This window comes from Streptomyces sp. NPDC001157 (assembly GCF_053598255.1).
This window is the reverse complement of the sequence record NZ_JBSFJW010000018.1, coordinates 75,348-101,093: the sequence shown is the minus strand read 5'-3', so window position 1 is coordinate 101,093 and position 25,746 is coordinate 75,348. Positions and strand designations below refer to the sequence as shown.

Below are 25,746 nucleotides of genomic sequence, written 5' to 3'. Positions count from 1 at the left end.
ACCACATGTCGAGGGACCGTTCACGCTTCTACGGTCCCTCCCCATGACCCAGACCAGAGCCGCACGTCATCTCACGGTCCTCGCGACCCTCCTGGTCGCTCTGCTCGCCGCCTTCCTCACCCCGGGCAGAGCAGCCGCCGCCTCCCTCCAGGAAGTCACCGGCTTCGGCTCCGACCCCGGCGCCCTGCGCATGTTCCGGTACGTCCCCGACGGGCTGCCGTCGGGACGACCCGTCGTCGTCGCGCTGCACGGCTGCACGCAGGACGCCTCCGGGTACGGCACCGGCAGCGGCTGGCTTCAGCTGGCCGACCGGTGGGGGTTCTCCGTCGTGCTGCCGCAGCAGCAGAGCAGCAACAACGCCTCGAACTGCTTCGACTGGTTCCAGAGCGGGGACATCGAGCGGGGGCAGGGCGAGGCCGCGAGCGTCGCGCAGATGGTGGACCGGCAGCTCGCCGACGTCGGCGGGGACGCCTCGCGGGTGTATGTCACCGGGCTGTCCGCCGGGGGTGGCATGACCGCAGTGATGATGGCGGACTATCCGGAGAAGTTCGCCGCGGGCGGGATCGTCGCCGGGCTGCCGTACGGATGCGCGCAGGCCGCCGGATCGCCGTATGTGTGCATGTACGTCGGGGCCACGCAGACGGCGAAGCAGTGGGGCGACCGGGTACGTGCCGCCCGGCCCGGGTACGGTGGCCCCTGGCCCACGCTCACCGTCTTCCAGGGCAGCGCCGACTACACCGTCAAGCCCGTCAACATGACCGACCTGATGAAGCAGTGGACCGATGTGCACGGCGCCGACCAGACCGCGGACGCCGGCGACACCGTCGCCGGCTATCCCCACCAGGTCTTCCGTGATCCCGCCGGGAAGGCCGTCGTGGAGACGTACAGCATCACCGGGATGGGGCACGGGCAGCCGGTCGACCCCGGAAGCGGCACCGCGCAGTGCGGTGCCGCCGGGGCCTACCTCCTCGATGTGAACCTGTGCGCCGCCTACCGGCTCGGGCTCGCCTGGGGCCTCAGCGCAGGGTGAACGTCGACAGGCGTACCCCCTTGCTCAGGACCAGGTAGACGTCCGTACGGCCCTTCGTCGCGCCCGACAGCTTCGCGGTCACCGTCGTGTAGTCGTACGGCGACGACGTGCCCGCGAAGTGCGCGGTGCCGACGAGGGTGCCGGTCGGTGAGCCGAGCCGCACCTCCACCGTGCCGGACGACGTCCCGGCGACCCGTGCGCCGAACTCGCCCGCACCCGGATCCAGTCGGGTGTCCGCGAACTTCAGCCACGCGCTGTCGGAGGTCGCCGACACCGCCGTACCGCTCGCCTTGGACTCGTCGACGAGAGCGATGCCGGCGGAGTAGTCGTCGAAGTTCTCCGCGCGGGTCGCCTTCGACAGGTCGCGGGGCGGGATCGTCTCACCCTTCACCTGCCAGGCCGTACGGGCGCGGATGTCGGAGGACGACGAGCCCACCAGGACGTCGTAAGTGCCGCTCTCCACCACCCACTTGGAGCGGGTCACGTCCCAGTGCGCCAGGTCCGACGGCCGTACCTTCAGCCGGACCGTCCTCGTCTCACCCGGCTTCAGCGACACCCGCTGGAAGGACTTGAGCTGCTTGAGCGGCTGTTTGTCGCGGGAGGTGCGCTGATGGGTGTAGAGCTGGACGACCTCCGCGCCCGCCCGGCTGCCGGTGTTGGTGACCTTCACCTCGTAGCCGTCGCCCACCCGCCGCAGACCGGAGTACGCGAACGTCGTGTACGAGAGGCCGTAGCCGAAGGGATAGAGCGCCTGCCCCGTGAAGTACTGGTAGGTGCGGCCCGACTTGATGATGTCGTAGTCGAGGATCGACGGGAGGTCGGCCTCGGACCGGTACCAGGTCTGGGTGAGGCGGCCCGACGGGTCGGCGTCGCCGTAGAGGAGGTCGGCGAGGGCGTTGCCGGTCTCCTGGCCCGCGTGAGTGGTCCACAGCAGCGCGGGGGCCTCCTTCTGCAAGGACCCCAGCGTGGTCGGGTAGCTGTTCTCGACGATCACGACCGTGTGCGGGTTGGCCGCCCGCACCGCCTTGACCAGGGCCTCCTGCGTCGGAGCCAGGGCCAGGTCCGTGCGGTCGTGGCCCTCGCGGCCGTTGATCGACGGGTCGGAGCCGACCACCACGACCGCCTGGTCCTTGCCCTTGACCGCGGCGACCGCCTCGTCGACACCGCTGCGGACCACGTCCTTGGTGTAATGGGCCGCCCGGTCCTTGGCGACCAGCCCGAGGGTGCCGTCCGTTCCGCTCGGGCCCAGGTAGACCGGGTTCGACCACCAGGACTCGGAGGTCTCGTAGCCGGCGTAGCGAAGCAGGTACGTGCCGTCGTCCTGACGCTCCAGCTTGAACTGCTGCTGTACGAACCAGCCGTTCGGCTGGGTCTGGTCGTTGACGAAGTTCGACCAGTTGTAGCCGACGTACTTGCCGTTCGCGGCGGAGCGAAGGGTCACGATGCCGGAGCCCCAGTCGAAGACGTCGAACTGGGCTCCCGTACCGGAATCCGCCGTCTCCTTCAGGGGCGCGCCCGCCTCGCCCGTCCCCGCCGTCACGTACTTGCCGGTCGCCGTGTCCTTCAGGGCGATCCGGTCCACGCCCTCGCTGCTCGTGACCGAGGAGCCGAGCTTGGACTCGATGCCGTCCTTCGGGGTGACGGCGTAGGGGAGAGTGCCCGAGTACCAGTCCGTGTAGAGGGCGTCGGCGAGCGGACCGACGACGGCGGCACTGCCGGTCTTCTTCAGCGGCAGCACGCCGTCGTTCTTCAGCAGGACCGCCGACTCGGTGGCCGCCTTGCGGGCCAGGGCGCGGTGGGCGGGGCTGTCGATGACGGACGCGTCGATGGAGCCGTACCTGCCGCCGCCGGGGTCGAACTCGCCGAGGCGGACGCGGATGCTCAACACGTCTCCCGCGGCCTTGTCGACGTCCGACTCCTTCAACAGGCCTGCGGACAGCGCCGACTTGACCGCCGTGGTCGTCGGGCCGGAGTTCGCGTCGTTGTCGGTGAAGCTGTCGATGCCCGCCTTCAGCGCGGCCGCGTCGGCCTCGCTCTGGGTGCCGTAGTAGGCCTGGCTGCCGACCAGGTTGCCGGGCGCCGCGGCGTCCGTCACGTTCAGCAGGTCCTTCGAGGTCCAGCTGCGGACGGTGTCGTCGAGGGCCGGGTTCACTGTGTTCGGGCGGCCGTTGACCAGGTTGTACGAGGTCATCACGCCCGTCGCCGCGTCCGCCTCTATCGCGGGCTTGAAGGCCTGCTCGTCGTACTCCTTCAGTACGCGCGGGCGCAGTTCGGAGCTCGTGGTGTCGCGGTGCTCCTCGTTGTTGTTGGCGAGGAAGTGCTTGATCGTCGGGGCCGTCTTGAGGTGGTCCGGGTCGCCTCCCGTCAGGCCCGTGCCGTACGCCGTGGAGATCGCGCCGGTCAGATACGGGTCCTCGGAGTAGCCCTCCTCGTTGCGGCCCCAGCGCGGGTCGCGCAGCAGGTTGACCACGGGCGCCCAGAGGTTGAGGCCCCAGCCGGCCGGGCGGGTCTGCTGGAAGCCGCGTGCCTCGTCACCGACCGCCGAGCCGACCTGGCGGAGCAGGGACGGGTCCCAGGTCGAGGCCAGGCCCACGGCCTGTGGAAACACGGTCGTCTTGCCGAGCCAGGCGACGCCGTGCAGGGCCTCGGTGCCGGTGCGGAAGGACTGGATGCCGAGGCGGGGGATCGCGGGTTCGTACTGGTGGAGGAGGGAGATCTTCTCGTCGAGGGTGAGGCGGGAGAGGAGGTCGAGGACGCGGGCGTCCACGGACAGGTTCGGGTCGCGGAACGGGTAGGCCGGGTCGTCGGCGTGGGCGGGGACGGTGGCGCCCAGACCCGCGATCAGGGTCAGGGCCGCCAGCAGCGTGGTTCTCTGTCTTCTTCGCTTGCCCTTCATGTCACGGCTCCTTCAAGTAGGGCCTTGCACAGGTGAGTTGATCAGGCACGGTCGAGTTGGTCAGGCGCTGCGCGGCATCGTGCTCGCCCGCTCCGTCAGCCGCGGCGGCAGCAGCGTGGCCTCGGGTACGGCGCTGCCGCCCAGCTTCTTCATCAGCAGCTCCACCGCTCGCTCGCCCACCTCGGCGGACGGCAGCGCGACGGAGGTGACGGGGACGCGGACGGACTCGGCGAGTTCGTCGGGACAGATGGCGGTGACGGAGAGATCGCCGGGCACGCGCAGCCCGAGCTGCTCGAAGGCCTCGATGAGCGGTTCGAGGACCGGCTCGTTGTGGACGACGACTCCGGTGAGCGCCGGGTGTTCGCGCAGGAGTTGCTCGGCCACCAGACGGGCGGCCGCGGGCGAGGCCTCGCAGGGGTGCACGGAGGAGGACAGCCCGCTGCGGTCGGCGGCGGCCGTGAAGCCCTGCACCACCCGCTGGGCGAACGCGGTCTGCCGCACATACACCTCCGGCGGCGACCCGACCAGTGCCACCACCCGGTGCCCGAGCCGCGCCAGATGCTCCACGCATGCCTCACCGGCGGCCTTGAAGTCGAGGTCGATGCAGGTCAGGCCCTCGGAGTCGGCCGGGAAGCCGATCAGCACGGACGGTCTCTCCAGCGAGCGCAGCAAGGGCAGGCGCGGCTCACGGAGCTGGACGTCCATCACGATCAGCGCGTCCACCAGCGCGGTGTCCGCCACCCGCCTGAGCCCGTCCTCGCCCTCCTCCTGCGTCAGCAGCAGCACGTCGTGGTCGTGCTTGCGGGCCGTCGTCACCACCGACACCGCGAACTGCATCACCACCGGGACGTGGATGCCCGCCCGTAAGGGGATCACCAGTGCCAGGACGTTCGACCGGCTGCTGGCCAGGGCGCGGGCGCCCGCGTGCGGACGGTAGCCCAGCTCGCGGATGGCCTCCTCGACCCGCTGCCGGGTCTCCTCGGAGATCGGGCGCTTGCCGCTGAGCACGTAGGAGACGGTGCTGGGGGAGACGCCGGCCTGCCGTGCCACATCGGTGATCTTCACCATCAGCCCAGCTCCAGGGAGAGGAATCCGGTACCCGCCTGCGCCCGCGCCGTCCGCTCCCCGGCCGCCAGACTCCACTCCGCCACCGGCTCACTGCACGAGGCCCGCAGCGTGTCCCCTTCGCGTACGACGGTGAAGGTCACGTCCCCCACCGGCACCGTCACCTGCGCGCCCCGCTCCAGGCCGTAGGCCCGCAGGGTGACCCCGTCGGTATGGTCGTAGTCGGGCCGGTCGGCCACCGCGCCCACCGGGATCACCGTGCCGGGCCGTACCAGCAGGGGCACGCTCAGGAAGCCGTGCCGTTCGCGCACCCAGCGCGGCCCGGTCACCGTCCGCCCGCTCAGGAAGTGCGTCCAGGTGCCCTCGGGCACGTAGTAGGACACATCCCCTTCGTCGCCGAACACCGGGGCGACCAGCAGATCCGGTCCCAGCATGTACTGCCGCTCCAGATGCGCGCACCCCGGATCGTCCGGGAACTCCAGCACCATCGCCCGCATCATCGGCACGCCCTCGGTGTGGGCGATGCGCGCGGCCTCGTAGAGGTAGGGCATGAGCCTCAGCTTCAGCCGCGTGAACTGCCGCAGCACGTCCACCGACTCCTCGTCGAAGAGCCAGGGCACGCGGTAGGAGGAGCTGCCGTGCAGCCGGCTGTGGGAGGACAGCAGCCCGAAGGCCAGCCACCGCTTGAACAGGGCGGGCGAGGGTGTTCCCTCGAAGCCGCCGATGTCGTGGCTCCAGTAGCCGAAGCCGGACAGGCCCAGTGACAGCCCGCCCCGCAGCGACTCGGCCATCGACTCGTACGTCGCCTCGCAGTCGCCGCCCCAGTGCACGGGGAACTTCTGGCTGCCGGCCGTCGCCGAGCGGGCGAAGAGCACGGCCTCGCCCTCGCCACGGTGCTTGCGCAGCACGTCGAAGACGGTCCGGTTGTAGAGGTACGTGTAGTAGTTGTGCATCCGCTCCGGGTCGGAGCCGTCGGACCACGCCACGTCGACCGGGACCCGCTCGCCGAAGTCGGTCTTGAAGCAGTCGACGCCCTGCGCGAGCAGCGCCTCCAGCTTCGAGGCGTACCAGTCGCGGGCGGCCGGACTGGTGAAGTCGACGAGCGCCATGCCCGGCTGCCACATGTCCCACTGCCAGACGCTTCCGTCGGGCCGCTTCAGCAGATGGCCGAGCGCCTTGCCCTCCGCGAACAGGGGCGAGCGCTGGGCGATGTACGGGTTGATCCACACGCTGACGTGCAGGCCGCGCGCCTTCAGCCGGGCGAGCATGCCCTCCGGGTCAGGGAAGACCCGCGGGTCCCACTGGAAGTCGCACCAGTTGAACTCGCGCATCCAGAAGCAGTCGAAGTGGAAGACGGAGAGCGGGAGTTCACGCTCCCGCATGCCCTCGATGAAGGACGTCACCGTCTCCTCGTCGTACGAGGTCGTGAAGGACGTCGACAGCCACAGGCCGAACGACCAGGCGGGCGGGAGCGCCGGGCGGCCGGTGAAAGCCGTGTACTTGCGGAGGATCTCCTTGGGGGAGGGTCCGTAGATGACGTAGTACGTCAACTCCTGTGTCTCGGCGCTGAACTGGACCCGTGAGACCGTCTCGGACGCCACCTCGAAGGACACCTTGCCCGGGTGGTCGACGAAGACGCCGTATCCCGCGTCCGTCAGATAGAACGGGACGTTCTTGTAGGCCTGTTCGGTGGCCGTGCCGCCGTCGGCGTTCCAGATGTCGACGACCTGGCCGTTCTTGACGAGGGGGCCGAAGCGCTCGCCGAGGCCGTAGACGGACGTACCGACCTTCAGGCCCAGCTGTTCCCGCAGGTAGTGGGCCCCCTCCGCGTTCCGCATGATGCCCATGCCCTTGGGGCCGCTGGAGGTGAGGGTGCGGCCGTCCGCGAGGAAGTCGACCTGCCAGGAGCCGGTACGGGCCACCCGGACCGACAGGGCGCCGGACGTGAGGGTCGCGTGCTCGTCGTCGTAGCCGACCTGCGGCGTGCTGTGCTTTTCTGGGGGACATCCCCCAGACCCCCGGACCTGCTCACTCAGGTCGAATTCGGGGCCGCGTGGCTGCTCGCCCTCGAAGTGGGTGAAAGTGAGGCCGATGACGTCGGGCATCGGGGTGTGCGCGCTGATCGTCACGACCGGTCCCTTCAGCAGGTCGCCGCGGTGGCGGATGGGCTGGGTCGGCGCGTGGATCTCCAGCGTGCCGTCCGTCGCGGTGACGTCGAGGACCTCGACGGGGTGGGCCGCGGTGACGCCCTCGCGCAGCAGCCAGTAACCATCGGTGAACTTCATGTGGGGGTCCTTACTTCACGGCACCCACGGCGATGCCGCGGGTGAGGGTCCGCTGGAAGACGAGGAAGAACACGATCGCCGGGAGCACGCCGAGCAGGGCCGCCGCGTTGGTCATCGTGGCGTCCATCAGGCGCTGACCCTGGAGGACGCCGAGGGCCACCGACACCGTCTGGTTGTCGTTGGAGATCAGCATGACCAGGGGGAGCAGGAACTCGTTCCAGGTCCAGATGAAGAAGAAGACCAGGAGCACGCCGATGGTCGGCCGGCTGACCGGGACGACGATCCGCCACAGCACCTGCCACTTGTTGGCACCGTCGATGCGGGCCGCCTCGATGATCTCGCGGGGGAACTGGCCCAGGACCGACGAGAGCAGATAGGTGCCGAAGGCCGCCTGGATCACCGTGAAGACGATGATCACGCTCAGCCTGGTGTCGTAGAGACCGGCCTGCTTGCTCAGGTAGTAGACCGGGTAGACCAGCGCCTCCTGCGGCAGCATGTTGGCGAGGACGAAGAAGGCCAGGACCCAGGTGCGGCCCTTGATCCGCCCGATCCCGATGGCGTACGCGTTGAGGACGGAGAGGATCACCGCGAGCACGGCCACCGAGCCGCTGATCAGCACCGAGTTGACCAGCTTCTGACCGAAGTCGACGCGCTGCCAGAAGCTCTTGAGACCGTCCAGGTAGAAGCCCTCGGGCAGGCTGAGCGGTCCGTTCTGGGAGTACTCGGCCGGCGACTTGAACGCGTTGACCGCGACGATCAGGAACGGGATCACCATGAACAGCGCGGCGATGCACAGGGCGATCAGCACCGGGTAGCGGCGCAGGGCGGTCGTCATGTGCGGTCCCCTTCCTCGTCGCGGGTCTGGAGCTTCAGGAGGACGAGGGCCAGCGCCAGGATGATCACCGTGAGGACCGTGGAGATCGCGGCGCCGTAGCCGACCTGGGTCTTCTCGAAGAAGGTGGAGAAGGAGAAGTAGGACGGGACGTCGGTCGCGCCGCCCGGACCGCCCTTGGTCAGCACGTACACCGCGCCGAACACCTTGAGCGCGGCGATCGTGCACCAGGTCAGGACGACGTAGATCTCCGGGCGGATCTGCGGCAGCGTGATGTGCCAGAAGCGGCGCCACCAGCCCGCGCCGTCCAGCTCGGCCGCCTCGTACAGCTGCGGGTCGACGCGCTGCAGACCCGCCATGAACACCACCAGCGGGAAGCCGATCTGGACCCAGACCATCACCCCCATCACGCTGTACAGCGCGATGTCGGGGTCGCCGAGCCAGTCCTGCTGCCAGCTGCCGAGTCCGACCGCTTTCAACAGCTCGTTCAGGGAACCGTTGTCGGGGGCGAGGATCCAGCTCCACACGATGCCGGCGACCGCGATCGGCAGCACCTGCGGGAGGTAGAAGCAGGCGCGCAGCACCGCCGCCCACCGGGATCCGAAGTGCTTGCCGATGTAGTCGAACAGCGCGGCCGCCAGGACGAGACCGATCATCGTCGGTACGGCCGCCATGGCGACCACCATGAACAGGCTGTGCCGGAACGACGCCCAGAACTCCGAGTCGTCCAGCAGCTCACGGTAGTTGGCGAGCCCGGTCCACCTGGGGCTGCCGATGCCCTGCCACTGGGTGAAGCTGACGCCCGTGTTCATCAGGAACGGGACGACGATGATCGCCGTGAAGGCCAGGATGCCGGGGAGCAGGAACAGGGCGTACGAGTCGCGGGTACGGGGGCGGCGCGGGCCGGCGTCCGGGTGCCTGCCGGCGGCCCGCGCACCCCTTTCGACGGTGACCGTCATTTCGTCGGCGCGCCCTTGTCGTACGCCTGCTGCAGAGCGCTGAGGTAGGCGTCCGGTTTCTCGCTGCCCGTCATCAGCTTCTGCGTCTCGGAGATCAGGACGTCGTAGAATCCGTTTACCGGCCAGTCCGGGTAGAAGGCCAGGCTGTCACGCCCGCTGAGGGTGTTGAAGTTGGCGATGAGCTGCTTGGACTTCGGGTCCGTGATGGCGGAGGCGTCGGCCGCGACCGGAACGCCGCCCTTGTTGCCGAGCAGGTTCTGGATCTTCTTCGTCATGGTGATGTCGATGAAGTCGTAGGCCAGGTCCTTGTTCTTGGCGTTCTTGGGAACCACCCAGATGTTCCCGCCGGAACCCGGGGTCAGGTTCGAGCCGGGCCACAGGGTGGTGTCCCAGTCGAACTTGGCCTCCCGCTGGAAGCGGCCGTACCACCAGCTGCCGGAGAAGAGGATCGGCGCCTTGCCCCGGATCCAGGACACGCCCGCGTCCTCGGATTTGGTGCTGGTGGAGTTCTTGCTGATGTAGCCCTTCTTCACCCAGTCGGCGAAGGTGGTGGCCCCGTACGTCCAGGCCTGGTCGTGGAAGTCGGTCTTGCCCTTGTACAGCTGGTACTTGTCGACCCAGGAGCGGTCGGCCTTGGAGAGGGCCAGCTGGTAGAGGTACTGCTGGGCTATGTACTCGGCGCCCGCGTTGGCGAGCGGGGTCACGCCCTTGGCGACGAACTTGTCCATGGCGGCGGTCAGTTCGTCGAACGTCTTCGGCTCGTCGATCCCGTACTTCTTGAAGAGGTCCTTGTTGTAGTAGACCATCGTGTACTCGGCGTAGTTGGGGACGCCGTACCAGTTGCCGGAGCCCATGACGCCGTTGGTGTCGTACATGCTGGTCGTACGGACGCCCGCGCTGAGCTTCTTGTCCCAGCCGCGCTTGGTCGCCTCGGCCGTCAGATCGGTCAGCAGTCCCTGCTTCGCGAGGGTGCCCGCGGTCGCGTTGCCTTTGCTGTACTCCATGACGTCGGGCACGTCCGAGGAGTTCAGGATCATGGGCGCCGTCTTCTGGATCTGTTCGAAGCCCTTCTCCTCGAACTTCACCTTCACGCCCGGATGCTTCGCCTCGAACTCCTTGATCGCCTCGTTCCAGGCCACGCCCATCGCGCTGTCGGGGCCCTCGAAGTGCCAGAGTTTGAGCGTCTTGGCGTCGGAGGACCCGCTGTCCGAGCCGCCGCATGCCGTGACCAGCAGCGATCCGCCGAGGAGCGCGGCCGCGACCGTCATCACACGCCTTCGTGCCGTCAACATCCCGTGCCTCCAGGAGAGCCGGATGGGTATCGGGGCGTCACGCGGCGAACGGATCCGGTCGTCGAATCGATTCGATGCGTGACGTCGAAGCGCTTCGACGGGCGAAGGTATGTGCGCCCGGTGGGCGCGTCAATGGCTTGCGCGAGAAATGCTCCGCGGGACGGCCGGTTATTGACCCGCGGGTCGGTGGGGGCTGTTCGCGCCCCGCGGCGGAGCCGCTGGTCGATACAGCCCCGCGCACCTTAGGGGGCGCGCGGCCGCACCGGCGATCAACAGCGCCGTGGCCGCCGCCGTCACCGGCACCCCGAATCCCGCCGTCGGGGACACGTGGTCCACCAGCTGCCCGCCGGTTGCCGAGCCGCAGGCGATCCCGCCGAGCAGTCCTGTCACCGCGAGGGTCATGCCCTCGTTGAGGCTCCCCTCGGGGGTGCGCTGCTGCACCAGCGTCATCGTCGTGACCATGGTCGGGGCGGTCGCCATGCCGGCGACCAGCAGTGAACCCGCCAGCAGCAGGAGCGAGCCGGTGAGGGAGGCGGCGAGGAGGGGGAGGGTCATCAGGGTGGTCATCGCGGCTGTGCACCACGGCAGGCGGGCGTCGGCGGGGCCGCCCGGCCTGAGGGCTCCGTACAGCAGACCGGCCCCGCACGAACCGGCCGCCTGCAGCGCGAGCACGATGCCCGCCGCCGAACGGTGTCCCTGTGCGTCCGCGAACGCGATCGTGACGACCTCCATGGAGCCGAACACCGCGCCCATGGCCAGGCAGACGGCGAGCAGCGGGGCCATGCCGGGCGCCCGGAACGGGGACCTGGCGCGGGCCTGCCGCCGCATCGGCGGCTCCGTCGCGCGCTGCGCGGCGAACAGCAGCATGCCGGTCAGCAGCAATACCGCCCCGACCAGCGTGCCCGCCTCCGGGAAGAACGTTCCGCACAGGAAGGCCGCGAGCACCGGCCCCAGCATGAAGCAGAGCTCGTCGGCTGCCTGTTCGAAGGAGTTCGCGGTGTGCAGCGCACCGTCGTCGCCCTTCAGCAGGTGGGCCCAGCGGGCGCGGGACAGGCCGCCGATGTTCGGGGTCGTCGCGGTGGCGGCGTAGCAGGCGAAGAGGGTCCAGGCGGGCGCGTCGACGTGCACGCAGAGCAGGAGGGCGAGGGAGCCGAGCGCCGCGATCGCCGTGGCGGGTACGGCGATCCGGGCCTGTCCGTACCGGTCGACGAGCCGCGCGGTCCATGGGGCCACCACGGCCGTCGCCGCCAGCCCGGTCGCGGTGACGGCGCCGGCGAGGGCGTACGAGCCACGCGTACCCGCGATCATCACGACGGCACTCACACTGAACATGCCCATGGGGAGCCGGGCCAGCAGATTCCCGAGCGTGAAGGCGCGGGCGCCGGGGGTGGCGAAGAGGCGGCGGTAGGGGCCTGGTGGTCGGCGATTGCGGGTACGGCGGTCGCGGGTACGGCGGGTTCCGGTGCGGGGGCTGAAGTCGACAACGACCAGGGTGTCGGCGGTGACGGTGAACAGCGGGGCATGGTGGGAAGTCGGTTGCGGCATGGGCACCACGGTCGCCCGGAGGTGATCAAGGGGTCCAACACCTTCTCCGCGCCGATTCACGCACCTGTGTTGTAGCTCCTGTTGTAGGTTCGCCGGATGCCCGCGCCCAGCCATCTGGACCCCCGCCTTCTGCGTGCCTTCCTCGCCGTCGCCGAGGAACTGCACTTCACACGCGCCGCCGCCCGGCTCTACGTCGCCCAGCAGGCGCTCAGCCGGGATGTGCGGCGCCTGGAGCGGGAGTTGGGGGCCGAGCTGTTCGTGCGCAGCACGCGGCAGGTGACGCTCACGGCCGACGGTGAGCGCCTGGTGCCGTACGCGCGCCGGGTGCTTCAGGCGCAGGACGAGCTGCTGGCAGCCTTCGGGCAGGCCAGGCCGCTGCTGGTCGACCTCAACTACCGGGGGGCGGCCACCGCGCGCCGCGTCCTGCACCGGGCCCGCGAACTGGCCCCCGACCACGAGCTGATGGCGCGTTACGAGAGCGGGCTGACCGGTGCTGCGGAAGAGCTGCTCGCCGGGCGGCTCGACGCGTCGTTCGGCCGGTTCGCAGGCCTGGACCCGGTGCTGCGGGCCCGGCTGGAGCACCAGCCCGTGCGCTACGAGCCGATGGCGGTCGTGCTGCCCGAGGAGCACCGGCTGGCGGCGCTGGACGCGGTGCCGCTCGCCGCGCTGGCGGGGGAGACGGTGTACGCGGGTGCCGGGAATCCGCGGACGCCGGAGTGGACGGATCTGGCCCGCCGGCTGTTCGACGGGCGGGGCATCGAGATCGCGCCGCCTGTTCCGCTGGCCGTCGGGGAGGAGGAGTTCGAGCGGATCATGGCCAAGACGCGCAACCCGATCCTCGCCGTGCTGGACTTTCCGGCCATGCCTCGGAGGGTGCTGCGGCCCTTGGTCGATCCTGTGCCTCTGTCACCCGTGTCACTTGTGTGGCGGAAGGGGCTGGTGCACCCCGGATTCGACGCGCTTCGACGGGCGGCGCTCGAACTCTCGGCGGAGGAGGCATGGCTGCGGATGCCTTCCGACGGGTGGTTTCCGGCCATCGATGCTGAGGTCATGCCCGCCGGGGCACGGCGGAAGGGCTGAGCGGACACGAACGGGGCGGCGCACTCCGACGGGCTCGTCGGTGTACGCCGCCCTGGGGTGGGACGGGTTGCGGGGCCGGCCCGCGCAGTCATGACGGTCTACTTCGGGTCGCTGTTGAACTTCGACGCCGACCAGAAGTAGCCGAGGACCGCGAGGCCGACGCACCAGGCGATGGCGAGCCAGCCGTTGTGGCCGATCGGGGTGCCGAGGAGGAGTCCGCGCAGGGTCTCGATGGCGGGCGTGAAGGGCTGGTACTCGGCGATCGGCTGGAACCAGCCCGGCATGCTGTGCAGCGGGACGAAGGCGCTGGAGATGAGCGGGAGGAAGATCAGCGGCATCGCGTTGTTGCTGGCGGCCTCGGCGCTCGGGCTGACCAGGCCCATCCCCACCGCGATCCAGGTGAGCGCCAGGGCGAACAGCGTGACCAGCCCGAAGGCGGCGACCCACTCCAGGACGGTGGCGTCGGTGGAGCGGAAGCCGATGGCCACGGCGACCGCGCCGACCAGGACCACGCTCAGCACGCACTGCAGCACGCTGCCGATGACATGCCCGATGAGCACCGACCCACGGTGGATGGCCATGGTGCGGAAGCGGGCGATGATGCCCTCGGTCATGTCCGTGGAGACGGACACCGCGGTGCCGATCGTGGTGGAGCCGACGGTCATCAGCAGCAGGCCCGGCACGAGGTAGGCGATGTAGTCGGAGCGGTCGGCACCGCCGCCGAGGCCCGCGCTCATCGCGTCCCCGAAGATGTAGACGAAGAGCAGCAGCAGCATGACCGGGGTGAGCAGCAGGTTCAGGGTGAGCGACGGGTAGCGCCGGGCGTGCAGCAGATTGCGGCGCAGCATCGTGGACGAGTCGCGCACGGCGAGGGAGATCCGGGTCGGGCGGGCGGGAGCAACGGGGGTGCTCATCGCAGGGCCTCCTTGGGCTGGGTGCTGCTGGTCAGGGCGAAGAAGACGTCGTCGAGGTCGGGGGTGTGCACGGTCAGCTCGTCGGCCTCGACGCCGGCCGAGTCCAGCCAGTCGAGGATGGAGCGCAGTTCGCGCTGGCTGCCGTCGCTGGGGATCTGCAGGGCGAGGGACTCGTCGTCCCGGGACGCCTCACCCAGGGCGGAAGCGGCGCTCTGGTACGCGGCCGGGTCGGTGAAGCGGAGCCGGACATGGCCGCCGGGGACGATCCGCTTGAGCTGCTCCGCGGTGCCCTCGGCGGCGATCCGGCCGTCGTGGAGTACGGCGATACGGTCCGCGAGCTCGTCCGCCTCCTCCAAATACTGGGTGGTGAGGAAGACGGTGACGCCGTCGCCTGTGACGAGGTCGCGGATGATCTGCCACATGGTGTGCCGCGAGCGCGGGTCGAGCCCGGTGGTCGGCTCGTCGAGGAAGATGATCCGCGGACCGCCGACCAGGGTCATGGCGATGTCGAGGCGGCGTTTCATGCCGCCCGAGTAGGTGGAGGCGGGCTTCCGCGCGGCCTCGGTGAGGTCGAAGCGCTCCAGCAGTTCGGCGGTGACCTGCCGCCCCTCGCGCCTGGAGAGGTGGTGCAGGTCCGCCATCAGGAGCATGTTCTCCTCGCCGGTGATCAGGTTGTCGACGGCGGAGAACTGCCCGGTGACACCGATCGCGGCGCGCACGGCCTGCGCGTCGGTGGCCAGGCTGTGGCCGCCGACGTACAGGTCGCCGACGTCGGCGCCGATGAGCGTCGACAGGATCTTGACGGCGGTGGTCTTGCCGGCGCCGTTCGGGCCGAGCAGCGAGAAGATCGTTCCTTCCTCGACGGCCAGGTCGATGCCGTCGAGGACGGTCTTGTCGCCGTAGGACTTGCGCAGCCCGTTCGCCGCGATCGCCAGGTCGGTCATGAGGGGTGCTCCTCCGTAACAGGGGTGTGTGGTCAGAGGCTGCGGGCGGTGATGTCGCCGGAAGAGGTGGTGGCGCGGATGTCGAGTTCGGCGGTGCCGTCGTTCTTGAGCGCGTTGCTGATACGGCCGTGGCCGGTGCCGGCGTCCAGGGCGGCGGAGACACCGGCGGCGGCGCCGACCGAGATGTCGCCGGACTGGGTGCTGAGCGTCACCGTGCCGCGCACGGCCTCGGTGATCCGGATGTCGCCCCGTGCGGTGCTGATCTCGGCGGGACCGCCGAGCCGGCCGACCTCGACGTCGCCGTCGACCGCGGTGAGACGGAGGCTCGCGGCCTCGTCGATCTTGATCTGGCGGTAGGCGCCTTCGAAGACGACGTCACCGAGCCGGCCGACGGTCCGCAGCTCGGCGCCGGCCGTCCTCGCCTCGACGCGGGAGCCGGCGGGCAGCTGGACGGTGACCTCGACGGACCCGGAGGGGCCCAGGTACTGGTTCTTCGCCGGCTTCGCCTCGATCCGCAGCACACCGTCGCGGTAGCCGATCTCCAGCTGCTCCGCCGCCTTCACATCGCGGTTCTTGGAGGCGTTGGCGGGCCGGACCTCGACCGTGGTGTCGGTCCGGTCGGCGGCGATGAACTGGATGCGTCCGGCGGGGATGTCGAGGACGGCGGAGACGGCGGCGGGGGTGTTGAACTTCTGCATGGTGCTCTCCTTCTTCTGCAGCGGGCGCTCCGTCGGCCCGCTGTTTCTGATGATGGAAAGCTACGTTGCGTTCGATGATCCGGCAACAGGCGCGTTGCGCAGAACGACGATAAGTGCAGGTGAGCGCAGATAAATCGTTGCAATGGTTCAAAATCTAATGCAACGTCAGTGCATTGCTCGTTGCAATGAGATGGATGTGAACGCTAGAGTGGAGGCGTCAAAGAGGGGCGTACGAAGGAGAAGACGATGCCGGGAGGCAGGCTCACCCAGCAGGACCGCCAGCAGATCGCGCTGGGACTGGCCGACGGCCTCGCCTATGCGGAGATCGCCCGACGCCTGGACCGCCCGACCTCGACCGTCACACGCGAGGTGCTGCGCAACGGCGGCCCCACCGCCTACCGCGCCGAGATCGCCCACCGCGCGACGGCACACCGCGCCCACCGCCGCAGGCAGACCGCGCCGCCGAACGCTCCGGTGGCTCCGCAGCCGTACGGGCGCGACGCCGAGGCCGTGCGCGCATACGAGGAGACGCTCGCCACCGTGTTCGTGCAGTCGGGCACGCCGCAGATGATGGCCCGGGTACTGGCCGCCGTCTGCCTCAGCGACGCGGGCAGCCTCACCGCCGCCGAACTCGTCCAGCGGCTCAAGGTCAGCCCGGCGTCCGTCTCCAAAGCGGTCGCGTTCCTCGAGGAACAGGGCATGATCCGGCGGGAACGCGACGCACGCCGCCGGGAGCGGTACGTCGTCGACTCCGACGTCTGGTACCAGTCGATGATGGCCAGCGTCCGCGGCACCGCCCAGGTCGCCGAGACCGCACGGCAGGGCGTCGGCATCCTCGGCGCCGGCACCCCGGCCGCGGTCCGCCTGGAGAACATCGCCCGTTTCCTGGACTTCGTCTCGGAGAGCATCGCCCGCGCCGCGGACCAGGCCCGGGACGTGCTCCATGCGCGGCCGGCAACGGGGGCGGACGGCAGCGCGGAGCCACGTTCGGATCCCTGACGGACAGGTTCGGATCACTCATTGAGGTGAGGCAACCACGTATTCCCCTGGGTACGCTGAACCGACAGTCGAGACTCCGTCCCATGGGAGCACCGATGAGCGCCGCATCCGACGACGGGCTGGACGACGAGCCCGCGTACCGCTGGCCCGTCCCGCCCCCCGGGGGCTGGACCGCGGACGACCTAGATCGGATTCCGGGCCTCCCGCCGCACACGGAGTTGATCGACGGGAGTCTCGTCTTCATGAGTCCGCAGACCGCATTTCACGTTCGGTGCATGCGCCTGCTTGAGCACACTCTTCTCGGACAGGCGCCGGATTATCTGGATGTCATGCGGGAGATGACGGTCAAGCTGGATGCGAAGAACCGGCCCGAGCCGGACATCCTGGTCCTCCCCCTGGAGGCGACCACCGGACCCGACCAGACCTGGTACAGGCCCGAGGACGTCATCCTCGCCGTCGAAGTCGTCTCCGCCGATTCCCGCGAACGCGACCGCGAGGTCAAGCCCCGCAAGTACGCGGCCGCGGGCGTTCCGCACTTCTGGCGGGTCGAGCAGGACGACGACAAGGGATACCCCGTCGTGTACGTCTACGAACTGGACCCCGCCACCAAGTCCTACGGCCTCACCGGCATCTTCCACGACATGCTCAAGGTCTCCGTGCCCTTCGACATCGAGATCGACCTGACGGCCGTCGACCGCCGCGGTCGATGAAACCTCGCCGCCCGTTCGTGATCCTTCACGGAGACCTGTTCGTGATGCGGAGGTCTTCGTAACGCACGGCCGCAGAACCTCTCATCCCCCCTCCGCCCAGGGTGAGAGCAAAGTTCCCTTCCGGTCACCCGGTGCCACAGGCCGGAAACGCCGCCTCCCTACCTTCGGGACTCATCACCGCTCATCTGCCCCCGAGTACGACCGAGCCCCGTAGCACCGTGGAGGCGTCATGACAGCCCCAAGCACAGCCCCCGCACCCAGCAGGGGAGGCCGCTGGATCCAGCAGTGGGATCCCGAGGACGAGACCTTCTGGAACGAGACCGGAGAGAAGATCGCCAAGCGGAACCTGCTCTTCTCCGTTCTCTCCGAGCACATCGGGTTCTCGATCTGGACCCTGTGGTCGGTGCTGGTGCTCTTCATGGGCCCGGAGTACGGGCTCACCCCGGCCGACAAGTTCCTGCTGACCTCGATGGTCACCCTGGTCGGCGCGGTCGTCCGCGTCCCCTACACCTTCGCCGTCGCCCTCTTCGGCGGCCGGAACTGGACGATCATCTCGGCCAGTCTGCTGCTCATCCCGACGATCGCCGCGTTCGCGGTGATGAAGCCGGGCACGTCCTTCGACACCTTCCTCTGGATCGGTCTGCTGGCCGGCATCGGCGGCGGCAACTTCGCCTCCTCGATGACCAACATCAACGCCTTCTTCCCGCTCCGTAAGAAGGGGTGGGCGCTCGGCCTCAACGCGGGCGGCGGCAACATCGGCGTACCGGTCATCCAGCTGGTCGCCCTCGCGATCATCGGCGCGAGCGGTGGGCCGCGTGTGCTGCTCGGGATCTACATCCCGCTGATCGTCGTCGCCGCCGTCCTCGCCGCACTCTTCATGGACAACATCGAGAATGTGAAGAACGACACCGGTGCCGCCAAGGACGCCGCGAAGGACGCCCACACCTGGATCATGTCCTTCCTCTATGTCGGCACCTTCGGCTCGTTCATCGGCTACAGCTTCGCCTTCGGCCAGGTGCTGACGAACCAGTTCGGCCGTACGCCGCTGCAGGCCGCGTACGTCACCTTCATCGGCCCGCTGCTCGGCTCGCTGATCCGTCCCGTCGGCGGCTGGCTCGCCGACCGCTACGGCGGCGCGAAGATCACCCTCTGGAACTACGTCGGCATGGGCGCCGCGACCGCGATTCTGATCGTCGCCTCCATGCAGAAGTCGCTGGCCCTGTTCACCGTGGCCTTCGTGGTGCTGTTCGTGCTCACCGGGCTCGGCAACGGCTCGACGTACAAGATGATCCCCGGCATCTTCCAGACGAAGGCCCTCGCCAAGGGGCTGGAAGGGGAGGAGGCGGCCAAGTACGGGCGTCGGCTCTCCGGAGCGTCCATGGGCCTCATCGGCGCGGTCGGAGCGCTCGGCGGCGTCGGCATCAACCTCGCCTTCCGCCAGTCCTTCCTCTCCTACGGGTCCGGCACCGGAGCGTTCGTCGCCTTCCTCGCCTTCTACGCCCTCTGCTTCGCCGTGACCTGGGCCGTATACCTTCGGCGCCCGGCCGCGGCGGCGCAGTCCGCGGCAGCCGCAGAGGCGAAGCCGCAGCTCAGCTACGCCGAGGTGTGACGTAACACCGGCGACATGAAGCCGAACCGAGCCTGTCACGCGCCGTTGACAGGCTCGTTCGGCATGTAGGTACCGCGCACTACCGCATGTACGACGACTCGAGTTCGGGACGAGAGCCATGTACGAGGAACAGCAGCGACCAGACCTGGGCAGGCCCGGCCCCCTGGCGGGATTCACGGTGGGCGTGACCGCCGCCCGCCGGGCCGACGAGCTGGGCGCGCTGCTGCAGCGACGGGGAGCCGCCGTCCTGCATGCACCCGCCCTGCGCATCGTGCCGCTCTCCGACGACAGCGAACTGCTCGCGGCGACGAAGGACTTGATCGACCAGGCGCCCGATGTGGTGGTGGCCACGACCGCCATCGGATTCCGGGGGTGGGTCGAGGCCGCCGAGGGATGGGGGCTCGGCGAGCCGCTCCTCGACCGGCTGCGGCACGTGGAGCTCCTTGCGCGCGGGCCCAAGGTCAAGGGCGCGATACGGGCCGCCGGGCTGACCGAGGAGTGGTCGCCGTCGAGCGAGTCCATGGCCGAGGTGCTGGACCGGCTCCTTGAGGAGGGCGTCGAGGGGCGCCGTATCGCCGTACAGCTGCACGGCGAGCCGCTGCCCGGCTTCGTGGAGTCGCTGCGGGCCGCGGGAGGGGAGGTCGTCGGGGTTCCGGTGTACCGGTGGATGCCGCCGGAGGACCTGGCGCCGCTGGACCGGCTGCTGGACGCCGCGGTCTCCCGGGGCCTTGACGCGATCACCTTCACCAGCGCGCCCGCCGCCGTATCGCTGCTGAACCGGGCCGAGGAGCGCGGCATGCTGCCCGAGCTGCTCGCCGCCCTCCACCACGACGCGCTGCCGACCTGCGTCGGTCCCGTCACCGCGCTGCCGCTGCAGGCCCACGGCATCGACACGATCCAGCCCGAACGCTTCCGGCTCGGCCCCCTCGTCCAACTGCTCTGCCAGGAGCTTCCGAACCGGGCGCGTTCCCTGCCCATCGCCGGGCACCGGGTGGAGATCCGTGGCCACGCGGTCCTCGTCGACGGTGACCTCAAGCCCGTACCGCCCGCCGGGATGTCGCTGCTGCGGGCGCTGTCGCGGCGGCCGGGGTGGGTGGTGGCCCGGGCGGAACTGCTGCGGGCGTTGCCCGGTGCCGGGCGTGACGAGCATGCGGTGGAGACCGCGATGGCCCGGCTGCGGACGGCTCTCGGTGCGCCGAAGTTGATCCAGACGGTGGTCAAGCGGGGGTATCGGCTGGCGTTGGATCCCGCCGCTGATGCGAAGTATGCCGACGTGTAGGGAGGCACCCGGCGGTTGTGTCGCCGTCGCTGGGGGCTGCCGCCCCCAGACCCCCGCTTCGGCCTGAACGGCCTCGTCCTCAAACGCCGGACGGGCTGAAATGATCCGCCCGGCGCTCCGCTCCTGCCCCTGCCGTACTGCACCAGAGCCCGCGCCAAGCACCCCGACGCCACCGCCCGCACCGCATTCCACGCCACCCACGCGTGCTCGGAGTGCTCCCGTGCCGCCGTCGGATCCTTCATGTCGGCCAGGTCGTTGTTGAGCGGGATGTTGAAGGCGATCGTGGTCAGGAAGCCGAGGGCGTAGGCCGCCAGGGCCGCCCACACCCACCAGCGGTACGGCCGGCCGCGCAGCTGCCACGAGGACACCGCCGTCAGCAGCAGCGCTCCCATGAAACCGAGGAAGAACACCGGGTTCTGGATCACGTCGTCGATGTTCCGCATGACCTCGACGTAGACCCGGTCGTCGCTGCGGGCCAGCGCCGGCATCACGCAGCACGCGAAGATGTAGTAGACCCCGGCGATCAGGCCCATCGCGACCGTGGCCGCACCCAGTACGAATCCCGTGCTCCTGCTGTGGGTTGTCATGCCCTCCAGTCAACGGGCGGCGGCGCGGCCGGAACATCGCCGAGAAGCGCAGCCGCATAAGCGCGCGTCCACCCGCCCACCTCCTCCACCGCCGGTATGAGGGGTTCCGGCCGTGCGAGCGGGAAGGCACTGTAAGAGGGATCGGTTGCTCCAGCCCTCAGGTTCCCGAGCCAGGCGGTGACAGGCACATGGCACTGGGTACGGCCACGGTCGCGTACGAGCTGCGGTTCGACGCCGGTCGGATCTGTCTCGACCTCCTCGCCACCACCCACCCCGAGGAGCGGTTCGACTCCCTCGAGGTGCTGTGCGCCTGGATCACCGGGGCAGGACTGGTCCCCGCGACCACCCCGCTGGCCCATGCCGACCCCTCCTGGCTGATCGGCTTCCGTGAACTGCGCGGACACATCGGGCAGTTGGTGCACGGGGGACTCGCACCGACGATCGTCCGGCCGTCGTACGACATCGCGCTCGCCCGTGTGAACGAGATCGCCCGCATCTCACCGCCCGCCCCGCGCGCCGTGCGGGGCGAGGACGGAGCGCTCGTACGCGAGTTGGACGGTCCGCCCGAGTGCGCGGCGCTGCTCGGTGCGATCGCCCGGGATGCCGTGGAGCTCCTCACCGACCCCGTCGCGCGGGCCGGTCTGCGGCAGTGCGAAGGCGACAACTGTCCGATCGTCTACGTGGATTCGTCCCGGGGGCGCAGGAGGCGTTGGTGCTCCAGTGAGGTCTGTGGGAACCGGGAAAGGGTGGCTCGGCACCGTCGGCGGGCGGCTCTCGCGCGCGCCTGACGTCCGGTATGCGGCTTCTGTGAACGGGGTGACGAAGTGATTTCGATTACACACCGTTTACCTCATCCGTGACATGGGCAGCGGTTGCGATCTCGCCAGTGTGGCGGAAATGTAAAGATCGCGGGGTGGGAATGTGTGCCCATGTCCGCCTCGTCACGTCACTCAGAAGAAAACTGTCATCTCACGTTGAACATGACCCGGCCCACATCCGTACCCGTGGAGGAGCGACCGACTGGGGGAACCCCCGGACATCGGAGGTGGGCGTGCGCAAGGATTCCGTCGTGGCCAATGAACGTGGATCGAGGGCCCGACATCGCATGTCCCAGCCCTCGGAACCTGATGAGGAGCTGATGCGTGCGCTCTATCGCGAGCACGCCGGACCTCTCCTTGCATACGTACTGCGCCTGGTTGCCGGAGACCGGCAACGCGCCGAGGACGTGGTCCAGGAGACGCTGATCCGTGCCTGGAAGAACGCCGGTCAGCTCAATCGAGCGACCGGATCTGTACGCCCCTGGCTGGTGACGGTCGCGCGCCGCATCGTCATCGACGGCCACCGCAGCCGGCAGGCCCGGCCGCAGGAGGTCGATCCGTCGCCGCTGGAGGTCATCCCCGCGGAGGACGAGATCGACAAGGCGCTGTGGTTGATGACGCTGTCGGACGCGCTCGACGACCTGACCCCGGCCCACCGGGAGGTGCTCGTCGAGACGTACTTCAAGGGGCGTACCGTCAACGAGGCCGCCGAAACGCTGGGCATTCCCAGCGGCACGGTGCGGTCCCGGGTGTTCTATGCCCTGCGGTCGATGAAGCTCGCACTGGAGGAGCGGGGGGTGACGGCGTGATGAGTGTTTACGGGGGAAACCAGGGATTCGGTACAGGTGGTTCGGGTATGTCTGGCTCCATGATGGGATCTCCGGGCCCGAGCGAGCACGAGACGGTCGGCGCCTACGCCCTCGGCATCCTCGACGACGCTGAGGCAACCGCTTTCGAGGCGCATCTCGCGACCTGTGAGTGGTGCGCCCAGCAGCTCGACGAGCTGGCCGGGATGGAACCGATGCTCGCCGCCCTCGCGGATCTGCCGGGGACCGGTTCACCCGCGATCGGGGAGTCTCTGTCCGCCAGGCCCAGCCCGCGGCTCGCGGAGAAGCTGGTCGACGAGGTCTCCGAGCGCCGGGCACAGAAGCGCCGCAAGGGCTTCTACCTGGTGGCGGCCGCGGCGGCGCTGATCATCGGCGGCCCGCTGGGTGTCATGGCCGTCAACGGCGGCGGTGACTCGACGACCACCGCGACTCCGCTGTCGACCGGCGCCAAGGCGGCCTTCGGCACCCTGACCGACAAGGTCTCGGCGACCGACCCGTCCAGCCAGATCAAGGCGACCGTGGCGATGCAGGAGAAGGACTGGGGCACCTGGGGCGTTCTGCAGCTCAGCAACGTCAAGGGCCCGCTGAAGTGCTCGCTCATCGCCGTCGGCAAGAACGGCGAGCGCGAGACCATGTCCTCCTGGTCGGTCCCGAAGTGGGGCTACGGCATTCCGAACGCCAAGGCCGAGGAGGCGAAGGAACCGCTCTACGCCCAGGGCGGCGCGGCCTTCAAGCCCAACGAGATCGACCACTTCGAGGTCATGACCTTCCAGGGCAAGAAGCTCGTAGAGGTCGACGCGTAGTTCTCATGGAGATCGACGCGTAGCTTACGTAGCTTTGCCGGGTCCCCTTCGCGTACGGTTGACGGCTGCCATGCACGTCAGAAGGGGGCCCGGTGGCCGCTCAGGCTCAACCCGAAACCGCCGTCGGCTCGGACCACGACTCTGTACGGGACCGAGAGATCAGCGTCGAACAGGAACACCTCGACCGGGTGTACCGGCGTCTCGAGGAGAAGATCCACGAGGCCGAGTTCCTGATGAACGACGCGGCCAAGCGCGGTCAGGTCGGCACGCCCGGCGCCCTCGCCGAGCGGGACGCGCAGGTCTTCCGGGCGGGAATCCATCTCAACCGGCTCAACAACGAGTTCGAGGACTTCCTCTTCGGGCGCATCGACCTGCTGCTCGGCAAGGACGGCAAGAAGGGGCCCGACGGCGCCTACACCGCCGTGGAGCCCGCCGAGGGCGCCGTGCGGGACGACGACACCGCCGATATCGCCGAGACCCTGCACATCGGGCGGATCGGTGTCCTGGACTCCGAGTACGCGCCACTGGTCATCGACTGGCGGGCGCCCGCCGCCGCACCCTTCTACCGCTCCACCCCCGTCGACCCCGGCCGGGTGGTGCGCCGCCGTGTCATCCGCTCCAAGGGCCGCAAGGTGCTCGGCGTCGAGGACGACCTGATGCGCCCCGAGCTCAAGGCCTTCCTCGACGGCAACGAGCTGCCCGTCATCGGCGACGGCGCCCTGATGGCCGCCCTGGGCCAGGCCCGCAGCCACACCATGCGGGACATCGTCGCCTCCATCCAGGCCGAACAGGACATGGTCATCCGCGCCCCCGCCGCCTCGGTGACGTATGTCGAGGGCGGGCCGGGCACCGGCAAGACGGCCGTGGCACTCCACCGCGCCGCCTACCTCCTCTACCAGGACCGCCGCCGGTACGCGGGCGGCATCCTGATCGTCTCCCCGACCCCCCTGCTCGTCGCCTACACCGAGGGTGTCCTGCCCTCCCTCGGCGAGGAGGGCCAGGTCGCCATCCGCGCGATCGGCTCGCTCGTCGACGGTGCGGAGGCCACGCTGTACGACTCCCCGTCCACGGCCCGCGCCAAGGGCTCGTACCGCATGCTCAAGGTCCTGCGGAAGGCGGCGCGCGGGGCGCTGGAGCTGGGGCCGGGCGGCGGTGCGCGCCCGACCGCCCACGCCGGGCGTGCCGCCTCCGGACAGCTCGCCTTCGGCGAGGACGACACGGACACGTCCGCAGCCCCCGCCGGCCCGCCCACCCGTCTGCGGGTCGTCGCCTTCGGCCGCCGTCTGGAGCTGGAGGCCGCCGAGCTGAGCCGTATCCGCCAGGCCGTGCTCGGCGGCACCGCGCCCGTGAACCTGCTGCGCCCCCGCGCCCGCAAGCTGGTCCTCGACGCCCTGTGGGCGCAGTCCGGTGCGGCGGGCCGCCACACCGACCCGGAGCTGGCCGCCGAACTGCGCTCCTCGTTCGACGAGGACGTGTCGAGCGAGGACAGCTTCCTCACCTTCCTCGACGCCTGGTGGCCCGAGCTCACGCCCAGGGCCGTCCTCGCCGCCATGGCCGACGAGCGGCGCCTCGGCCGCTGGGCCCGCCGGATCCTCAACCCGGGCGAGGTCCGCAGGGTCGCCCGCTCGCTGCGCCGCGACGGCCACTCCGTGCACGACATCGCCATGCTCGACGAGCTCCAGTCGATCCTCGGCACCCCGGCCCGCCCCAGGAAGAAGCGCGAACTGGACCCGCTCGACCAGCTCACCGGCCTGGAGGAGCTGATGCCGGTCCGCGAGGAGTCGCAGCGCGAGCGCGCCGAGCGACTCGCCCAGGAGCGCACCGAGTACGCCCACGTCATCGTCGACGAGGCCCAGGACCTCACCCCGATGCAGTGGCGCATGGTCGGCCGCCGCGGCCGGCACGCCACCTGGACGGTCGTCGGCGACCCGGCCCAGTCCTCCTGGTCCGACGTCGACGAGGCGGCCGAGGCGCGGGACGAGGCCCTCGGCACCCGCCCCCGCCGCCGCTTCGAGCTCACCGTCAACTACCGCAACCCGGCCGAGATCGCCGAGCTCGCCTCCAAGGTCCTGGCCCTCGCCATGCCGGGCGCCAAGTCCCCGTCAGCCGTACGGTCCACCGGCGTCGAACCACGCTTCACGGTCGTACGGGACTCCCTCGCGAAGTCCGTCCGCGAGGAGGCCGCCCGTCTCCTCGACCGCGTCGACGGCACGGTCGGCGTCGTCGTCGCCATGCAGCGCCGCGAGGAGGCCGCCCGCTGGCTCGCCGGACTCGGTGACCGGGTGGTGGCCCTCGGCAGCCTGGAGGCGAAGGGCCTGGAGTACGACGCGACGGTCGTCGTCTCGCCCGCGGAGATCGCCGACGAGTCCCCGGCCGGCCTGCGGGTCCTGTACGTCGCCCTCACCCGCGCGACCCAGCAGCTGACCATCCTCTCGGCCGACCGCGACGACCCGGACGCGAACGCCGTCCCCGACCTGCTCCGGGACTAGCACGTGCTCCATCAAAGTTAAGAACCGGATGAACTCTCGGCACGGGAATGGCCTTACGGGATCTGTTTGTTAGCCTGGGTGTGGC

General features: G+C 69.6%; 20 protein-coding genes and 1 pseudogene. 10 read left to right on the top strand and 11 right to left on the bottom strand.

The genetic code is table 11. The features are described 5' to 3' along the window. Positions 1–43: 43 nt before the first annotated feature. Positions 44–1,030, top strand: coding sequence for an extracellular catalytic domain type 1 short-chain-length polyhydroxyalkanoate depolymerase (locus tag ACWDAG_RS27980; RefSeq protein ID WP_450698315.1), 987 nt, complete (start codon positions 44–46; stop codon positions 1,028–1,030). On the opposite strand, the gene ACWDAG_RS27975 is transcribed toward ACWDAG_RS27980, so the two are convergent. From ACWDAG_RS27975 to ACWDAG_RS27945, 7 genes are all read right to left on the bottom strand, one after another. Then, complete coding sequence (locus ACWDAG_RS27975; RefSeq protein WP_450698314.1) at positions 1,017–3,926, bottom strand: glycoside hydrolase family 3 C-terminal domain-containing protein; 2,910 nt, start codon at positions 3,924–3,926, stop codon at positions 1,017–1,019. The genes ACWDAG_RS27980 and ACWDAG_RS27975 overlap by 14 nt on opposite strands. 60 nt (positions 3,927–3,986) lie before the next feature. After that, positions 3,987–4,994 carry a LacI family DNA-binding transcriptional regulator gene (locus ACWDAG_RS27970; RefSeq protein WP_450698313.1) on the bottom strand — a complete coding sequence of 336 codons (1,008 nt, stop codon included), beginning with the start codon at positions 4,992–4,994 and terminating at the stop codon, positions 3,987–3,989. Beyond that, positions 4,994–7,276, bottom strand: a complete 2,283-nt coding sequence (gene yicI / locus ACWDAG_RS27965) for an alpha-xylosidase (RefSeq protein ID WP_450698312.1) — start codon at positions 7,274–7,276, stop codon at positions 4,994–4,996. Before yicI ends, ACWDAG_RS27970 begins: the two co-directional genes overlap by 1 nt. 10 nt (positions 7,277–7,286) lie before the next feature. Continuing rightward, complete coding sequence (locus ACWDAG_RS27960) at positions 7,287–8,111, bottom strand: carbohydrate ABC transporter permease (protein WP_450698311.1); 825 nt, start codon at positions 8,109–8,111, stop codon at positions 7,287–7,289. Further along, a complete protein-coding gene (locus ACWDAG_RS27955; protein ID WP_450698310.1) occupies positions 8,108–9,067 on the bottom strand; it encodes a carbohydrate ABC transporter permease in 960 nt (319 codons plus the stop codon). Before ACWDAG_RS27955 ends, ACWDAG_RS27960 begins: the two co-directional genes overlap by 4 nt. Continuing rightward, the gene (locus ACWDAG_RS27950; RefSeq protein ID WP_450698309.1) at positions 9,064–10,359 is read right to left on the bottom strand and encodes an ABC transporter substrate-binding protein; all 1,296 of its coding nucleotides are present in this window, start codon (positions 10,357–10,359) and stop codon (positions 9,064–9,066) included. The genes ACWDAG_RS27955 and ACWDAG_RS27950 overlap by 4 nt, the downstream gene beginning before the upstream one ends. A 168-nt stretch (positions 10,360–10,527) precedes the next feature. Next, positions 10,528–11,904, bottom strand: coding sequence for an MFS transporter (locus ACWDAG_RS27945; protein WP_450698308.1), 1,377 nt, complete (start codon positions 11,902–11,904; stop codon positions 10,528–10,530). A 96-nt stretch (positions 11,905–12,000) separates the two neighbouring features. Between ACWDAG_RS27945 and ACWDAG_RS27940 the strand changes: the two genes are divergently transcribed. Next, on the top strand, positions 12,001–12,984 hold the full coding sequence (locus tag ACWDAG_RS27940; protein WP_450698307.1) for a LysR family transcriptional regulator: 984 nt from the start codon (positions 12,001–12,003) through the stop codon (positions 12,982–12,984). A 98-nt stretch (positions 12,985–13,082) separates the two neighbouring features. Here ACWDAG_RS27940 and ACWDAG_RS27935 read toward each other — a convergent pair whose 3' ends face one another. The 3 genes from ACWDAG_RS27935 to ACWDAG_RS27925 are packed head-to-tail and all read right to left on the bottom strand — an operon-like array spanning position 13,083 to position 15,540. Continuing rightward, a complete protein-coding gene (locus ACWDAG_RS27935) occupies positions 13,083–13,898 on the bottom strand; it encodes an ABC transporter permease (RefSeq protein ID WP_450698306.1) in 816 nt (271 codons plus the stop codon). Then, complete coding sequence (locus ACWDAG_RS27930; protein ID WP_450698305.1) at positions 13,895–14,842, bottom strand: ATP-binding cassette domain-containing protein; 948 nt, start codon at positions 14,840–14,842, stop codon at positions 13,895–13,897. Before ACWDAG_RS27930 ends, ACWDAG_RS27935 begins: the two co-directional genes overlap by 4 nt. Positions 14,843–14,874: 32 nt before the next feature. Next, a complete protein-coding gene (locus ACWDAG_RS27925) occupies positions 14,875–15,540 on the bottom strand; it encodes a DUF4097 family beta strand repeat-containing protein (RefSeq protein WP_450698304.1) in 666 nt (221 codons plus the stop codon). Between the two features lie 246 nt (positions 15,541–15,786). Between ACWDAG_RS27925 and ACWDAG_RS27920 the strand changes: the two genes are divergently transcribed. From ACWDAG_RS27920 to ACWDAG_RS27905, 4 genes are all read left to right on the top strand, one after another. Beyond that, complete coding sequence (locus ACWDAG_RS27920) at positions 15,787–16,539, top strand: helix-turn-helix domain-containing protein (RefSeq protein ID WP_450698303.1); 753 nt, start codon at positions 15,787–15,789, stop codon at positions 16,537–16,539. Between the two features lie 95 nt (positions 16,540–16,634). Then, the gene (locus ACWDAG_RS27915) at positions 16,635–17,249 is read left to right on the top strand and encodes a Uma2 family endonuclease (protein WP_450698302.1); all 615 of its coding nucleotides are present in this window, start codon (positions 16,635–16,637) and stop codon (positions 17,247–17,249) included. Positions 17,250–17,478: 229 nt separating this feature from the next. Beyond that, positions 17,479–18,858 carry a nitrate/nitrite transporter gene (locus tag ACWDAG_RS27910; RefSeq protein ID WP_450698301.1) on the top strand — a complete coding sequence of 460 codons (1,380 nt, stop codon included), beginning with the start codon at positions 17,479–17,481 and terminating at the stop codon, positions 18,856–18,858. 118 nt (positions 18,859–18,976) lie between these two features. Beyond that, a complete protein-coding gene (locus tag ACWDAG_RS27905; RefSeq protein ID WP_450698300.1) occupies positions 18,977–20,137 on the top strand; it encodes a uroporphyrinogen-III synthase in 1,161 nt (386 codons plus the stop codon). Positions 20,138–20,358: 221 nt separating this feature from the next. On the opposite strand, the pseudogene ACWDAG_RS27900 reads toward ACWDAG_RS27905, so the two are convergent. Next, positions 20,359–20,529 (bottom strand): annotated as a pseudogene (locus ACWDAG_RS27900) (anthrone oxygenase family protein); the annotation flags it as partial. A gap of 383 nt (positions 20,530–20,912) precedes the next feature. Here ACWDAG_RS27900 and ACWDAG_RS27895 point away from each other — a divergent pair. The 4 genes from ACWDAG_RS27895 to ACWDAG_RS27880 all read left to right on the top strand — a co-directional run bounded on the left by ACWDAG_RS27895 (position 20,913) and on the right by ACWDAG_RS27880 (position 25,661). After that, complete coding sequence (locus tag ACWDAG_RS27895) at positions 20,913–21,512, top strand: CGNR zinc finger domain-containing protein (protein WP_450698299.1); 600 nt, start codon at positions 20,913–20,915, stop codon at positions 21,510–21,512. Positions 21,513–21,829: 317 nt separating this feature from the next. Beyond that, on the top strand, positions 21,830–22,351 hold the full coding sequence (locus ACWDAG_RS27890) for a sigma-70 family RNA polymerase sigma factor (RefSeq protein ID WP_010039908.1): 522 nt from the start codon (positions 21,830–21,832) through the stop codon (positions 22,349–22,351). Beyond that, positions 22,351–23,172 carry an anti-sigma factor family protein gene (locus ACWDAG_RS27885; protein ID WP_450698298.1) on the top strand — a complete coding sequence of 274 codons (822 nt, stop codon included), beginning with the start codon at positions 22,351–22,353 and terminating at the stop codon, positions 23,170–23,172. Before ACWDAG_RS27890 ends, ACWDAG_RS27885 begins: the two co-directional genes overlap by 1 nt. A 92-nt stretch (positions 23,173–23,264) precedes the next feature. Then, on the top strand, positions 23,265–25,661 hold the full coding sequence (locus ACWDAG_RS27880; RefSeq protein WP_450698297.1) for a HelD family protein: 2,397 nt from the start codon (positions 23,265–23,267) through the stop codon (positions 25,659–25,661). The last annotated feature ends 85 nt before the right edge of the window (positions 25,662–25,746 follow it).

Bases quoted from the DNA above. Each gene is read 5' to 3' on its own strand.
- ACWDAG_RS27905 (WP_450698300.1), top strand. From the start codon at position 18,977: ATGTACGAGGAACAGCAGCGACCAGACCTGGGCAGGCCCGGCCCCCTG.
- ACWDAG_RS27960 (WP_450698311.1), bottom strand. From the start codon at position 8,111: ATGACGACCGCCCTGCGCCGCTACCCGGTGCTGATCGCCCTGTGCATC.
- ACWDAG_RS27970 (WP_450698313.1), bottom strand. From the start codon at position 4,994: ATGGTGAAGATCACCGATGTGGCACGGCAGGCCGGCGTCTCCCCCAGC.
- ACWDAG_RS27920 (WP_450698303.1), top strand. From the start codon at position 15,787: ATGCCGGGAGGCAGGCTCACCCAGCAGGACCGCCAGCAGATCGCGCTG.
- ACWDAG_RS27935 (WP_450698306.1), bottom strand. From the start codon at position 13,898: ATGAGCACCCCCGTTGCTCCCGCCCGCCCGACCCGGATCTCCCTCGCC.
- ACWDAG_RS27940 (WP_450698307.1), top strand. From the start codon at position 12,001: ATGCCCGCGCCCAGCCATCTGGACCCCCGCCTTCTGCGTGCCTTCCTC.
- ACWDAG_RS27980 (WP_450698315.1), top strand. From the start codon at position 44: ATGACCCAGACCAGAGCCGCACGTCATCTCACGGTCCTCGCGACCCTC.
- ACWDAG_RS27955 (WP_450698310.1), bottom strand. From the start codon at position 9,067: ATGACGGTCACCGTCGAAAGGGGTGCGCGGGCCGCCGGCAGGCACCCG.
- ACWDAG_RS27895 (WP_450698299.1), top strand. From the start codon at position 20,913: ATGGCACTGGGTACGGCCACGGTCGCGTACGAGCTGCGGTTCGACGCC.
- ACWDAG_RS27925 (WP_450698304.1), bottom strand. From the start codon at position 15,540: ATGCAGAAGTTCAACACCCCCGCCGCCGTCTCCGCCGTCCTCGACATC.
- ACWDAG_RS27885 (WP_450698298.1), top strand. From the start codon at position 22,351: ATGAGTGTTTACGGGGGAAACCAGGGATTCGGTACAGGTGGTTCGGGT.
- ACWDAG_RS27945 (WP_450698308.1), bottom strand. From the start codon at position 11,904: ATGCCGCAACCGACTTCCCACCATGCCCCGCTGTTCACCGTCACCGCC.
- yicI (WP_450698312.1), bottom strand. From the start codon at position 7,276: ATGAAGTTCACCGATGGTTACTGGCTGCTGCGCGAGGGCGTCACCGCG.
- ACWDAG_RS27890 (WP_010039908.1), top strand. From the start codon at position 21,830: ATGTCCCAGCCCTCGGAACCTGATGAGGAGCTGATGCGTGCGCTCTAT.
- ACWDAG_RS27950 (WP_450698309.1), bottom strand. From the start codon at position 10,359: ATGTTGACGGCACGAAGGCGTGTGATGACGGTCGCGGCCGCGCTCCTC.
- ACWDAG_RS27930 (WP_450698305.1), bottom strand. From the start codon at position 14,842: ATGACCGACCTGGCGATCGCGGCGAACGGGCTGCGCAAGTCCTACGGC.
- ACWDAG_RS27915 (WP_450698302.1), top strand. From the start codon at position 16,635: ATGAGCGCCGCATCCGACGACGGGCTGGACGACGAGCCCGCGTACCGC.
- ACWDAG_RS27975 (WP_450698314.1), bottom strand. From the start codon at position 3,926: ATGAAGGGCAAGCGAAGAAGACAGAGAACCACGCTGCTGGCGGCCCTG.
- ACWDAG_RS27910 (WP_450698301.1), top strand. From the start codon at position 17,479: ATGACAGCCCCAAGCACAGCCCCCGCACCCAGCAGGGGAGGCCGCTGG.